This is a genomic window from Streptomyces albicerus (genome assembly GCF_008905045.1).
In the GTDB taxonomy this organism is placed as follows: domain Bacteria; phylum Actinomycetota; class Actinomycetes; order Streptomycetales; family Streptomycetaceae; genus Streptomyces; species Streptomyces albicerus.
Window position 1 is genome coordinate 21,571 of record NZ_VWMY01000118.1, and the last position, 4,024, is coordinate 25,594.

Genomic DNA, 4,024 nt, shown 5'->3' on the forward strand with positions numbered 1-4,024 from the left:
AGATGCTGAAGATCCAGCCGGAGGGGCCCTTCCACCTGATCGGCTGGTCCTACGGCGGCACGGTCGTGCAGGCCGTCGCGGAGGCGCTCGACCGGCGTGGGCACGAGATCGCCTTCGTGGCCATCCTGGACTCCCAGCCAGGCGGGCACGGCTTCACGGAGATCCACGCCGGCAAGACGCTGTCGGACTACCGGGCCGAACTCGAGGAATTCTTCGGCCAGTACATAGGTACCGACAACCGGCAAGACTTCCTGGACGCCATGGCGAGGGTCCTGGCCAACAATACGACTCTCATGATGGCTTTCGAATCGCCGGTCTACCGCGGCGATGTGCTGTTCTTCAGCGCGACACTTCAGGACCAGTCGTACGCGCACCTGTGGCGGCCGTACGTCCTCGGTTCCATCGAGGTGCACGACGTGCGCGCAACGCACCACGAAATGAACATGCCCGCAGCCGTGGCCGAGGTCATGCAGGTCATCAACCGCAAGCTGGCGGAGCTGGCGGAATAGCCGCGCATCGATGTGCCCGTCCGCCGTCGTGGACCAGGCTCCCGGCACTGCTCAGGGAGAGGAGGCAGATCAATGATTCCCCTGTCGTTCGCTCAACGCCGTATGTGGGTTCTGCACCAGTTGGAGGGCGGGTCGGAGTCCTGGAACATGTCGGCGGCCTTCCGGCTGACGGGATCCCTGGACCAGGCGGCGCTCGCCGCGGCGATCCGTGATGTGGTCGACCGGCACGAGATCCTGCGCACCGTGTACGTGTCGGACGACGATGGTGAGCTGCACCAGCGGATCCTTCCGGTGGCGGAGGCCGCGCCGGAGGTTTCGGTGGTCGAGGTGGCGCCGGAGGACGTGTCCGGCGCGGTGGACGAGGCCATCGCGTACCGGTTCGATCTGGCGGCCGAAGTCCCGGTGCAGGTGCGTCTGTTCCGCTGCTCGCCTCAGGAGCATGTGCTGGTCCTGGTCATCCACCACATCGCCACGGACGGCAGCTCGGGCGCGCCGCTGGCGCGGGATCTGACCGCGGCGTACACCGCCCGCCGGGAGGGCCGGGCGCCGGGGTGGGAGCCGCTGCCGGTGCAGTACAAGGACTACACGATGTGGCAGCGTGAGCTGCTCGGCGATGTCGCGGACCCGGACAGTCTCGCCGCGCAGCAGGTCGCGTACTGGCGTAAGGAACTGGCCGGGGTGCCGCAGCCGCTGAACCTGCCGCTGGCCCGTCCGCGGCCCGTGCAGGCGAGTGGGCGCGGCGCCACGGTCGGCCTCGTGGTGGAGCCGGAGGTGGCGGCCGGGCTGCGGAAGCTGGCCGATGAGCGTGGGGCGACCATGTCGATGGTCCTGCACGCCGCGCTGGGGGTGCTGCTGCGCAAGCTCGGCGGCGGCAACGACGTGACGATCGGCAGCTCGATCGCCGGGCGGACCGATGAGGCGCTGGCCGATCTGGTCGGGTTCTTCGTCAACACCCAGGTGCTGCGGGTGGATCTCTCCGGTGACCCGTCGTTCACCGATCTGCTCGCACAGGTGCGAGACAAGTCGCTGGCGGCCTACGAGCATCAGGACGTGCCGTTCGACACGTTGGTCGAGGCGATCAATCCCGAACGCTCCGCGGCCTACCAGCCGCTGTTCCAGGTGGTGCTCGCCCTGCAGAACTATGCGAGGCCGGACCTCGAACTCCCCGGGCTCGACGTGGAGTTCGCTCAGGCCGCCCCGTCGACCGCCAAGGTCGACCTGGCCTTCAACATGGCCGTGGACGGCTCGGGGGCGCTGCAGGGCGACCTCCAGTACGCGACCCAGTTGTTCGACCGCGACTCGGCCGAGGTGATCGCTACTCGGTTCGCGCGTGTTCTGGAGCAGCTGGCCGCCGACCCGGGCATGTGCGTCGGGGATGTCGACGTGCTGAGCGCGGGGGAGCGGCAGCAGCTCGTGGTGGACGTGAACGACACCGGCCACGACATTCCCGAGGCCACCCTGACCGAGCTGTTCGAGCGGCAGGCGGCGCAGCGGTCCGATGCGGTCGCGGTGACATGCGACGGCGCCACGCGCACGTACGGGGAGCTGAACTCCCGGGCCAACCGGCTCGCGCGGCACCTCGTCGCCCAGGGAGTGGGCCCCGAGTCCGTAGTCGGGATCTGCCTTGAGCGCTCGGCCGACCTGGTCGTCGCGCTGCTCGCGGTACTCAAGGCGGGCGGTGCCTATCTGCCGATCGACCCCGACTCCCCGGCCGACCGCATCGCCTCCATGGTCCAGGACGCCCAGCCGGTCCTGCTGGTCACCACCAGCACCACCGGCGCCGCGCAGGATGTGGCAGAGAGCCTCCCCGTCATCCACCTCGACCGGGCCGAAGCCTTCGCCGAGGAGAAGGCCACCGACCTCACCGACACCGAGCGCCTCACGGCCCTGCGCCCCGAGCACCCGGCGTACGTGATCTACACCTCCGGGTCGACCGGCCGCCCCAAGGGTGTGCTGATCCCGCACCGCAATGTGGTCGGGCTCTTCAGCGCCACTCAGGACGGCTTCGCCTTCGGTGCGGACGACGTGTGGACCCTCTTCCACTCCTACGCCTTCGACTTCTCGGTGTGGGAGCTGTGGGGCCCGCTGCTGCAGGGCGGACGCCTGGTCGTGGTCCCCTTCGACGTCTCCCGCTCCCCGGGCGACTTCCTCCAACTGCTCGTCCGTGAGCGGGTCACCGTCCTCAACCAGACGCCCTCGGCCTTCTACCAGTTCATCCAGGCCGACGCCCAGGCTCCCGGCCAGGACCTGGCGTTGCGGTACGTGGTGTTGGGCGGCGAGGCCCTCGAGCTGAACCGCCTTGCGGACTGGTACGAGCGCCATGCCCCCGACGCGCCGGTGCTGGTGAACATGTACGGCATCACCGAGACCACCGTGCACGTCACCCGCGTCGACCTGGACGAGCACTCCGTCGCCCGCGACGGGGACGGGGACGGAGCGATCGGCTGGGCCGTCCCGGGCCTGCGCGCCTTTGTCCTCGACGCCGACCTCAAGCCGGCACCCGTCGGCGTGACCGGGGAGCTCTACGTGGCGGGGTACGGCCTGGCCCGTGGGTATCTGGGCCGGCCGGGGCTGACCGCGGGACGGTTCGTGGCGTGCCCGTTCGGCCCGGCCGGTGCGCGGATGTACCGCAGCGGCGACCTGGCGCGCTGGGGCAGGAACGGTCAACTGGAGTATGCAGGGCGAGCCGATTCCCAGGTGAAGATCCGGGGTTTCCGGATCGAACTGGGGGAGGTGGAGCATGTGCTGGCCGGGCATCCCGGCGTGGCGCAGGCGGTCGTGGTGGTGCGGGAAAACCGGGAGGGCGACAAGCGCCTCGTGGGCTATGTGGTGCCCGAGCCCGGACAAGTGGTGCCCGCGCCCGATGCCGGGCGCGCCGAGTTGTCCGAGTACCTGCGTGAGCGTCTCCCGGGCTACATGGTGCCTTCCGAGGTGATTGCGCTGTCGAAGATTCCGCTGACCTCCAACGGGAAGCTCGACCGGCGAGTGCTGCCCTCGGGGGACCCGGACAGCGTGGTCAGCCGGGAGCCGCGCAACTCTCATGAGGAAAAGCTGTGTGCGCTCTTCGGCGAGCTGCTCGGCGTCGAGCGGGTCGGTATCGACGACAGCTTCTTCGAGCTGGGCGGGCACTCGCTCCTGGCCGCCCGGCTCAGCGCCGGCATCCGCAGCGCGTTCGACATCGACATGCCCATCAGGACGATCATCAGGTACCCCACGGTGGCCGAACTGGCCGCGCTGATGCTCGTCCGCGGCATTCCCGATGACGACGCCGACTCGTTCGCGGTCGTGTTGCCGTTGAACAGCGATCCCGGTACGGGCAAGCCGCCTGTGTGGTTCTTCCACACAGGGGGCGGGCTTGGCTGGGCGTACTACAGCTTCGTGCTGCACTTGCAGGACCGGTCGGCCTACGCCGTGCAGTCCCGCGGTTACGGCGTGGACACGCTGGCGGGGTCGGTGGAGGAGATGGTCGAGGACTACGTCACCGAGATGCTGAAGATCCAGCCGGAGGGGCCCTT

General features: G+C 69.2%; 2 protein-coding genes. Both read left to right on the top strand.

Annotation, left to right across the window (positions count from 1 at the left end; translation table 11 throughout):
• Positions 1–509, top strand: a 509-nt coding sequence (locus tag GAS53_RS57350) for a thioesterase domain-containing protein (RefSeq protein ID WP_263974251.1), incomplete at its 5' end; no start/stop codon positions are given.
• A gap of 72 nt (positions 510–581) precedes the next feature.
• Positions 582–4,024, top strand: a 3,443-nt coding sequence (locus tag GAS53_RS51305) for a non-ribosomal peptide synthetase (protein WP_151484726.1), incomplete at its 3' end; no start/stop codon positions are given.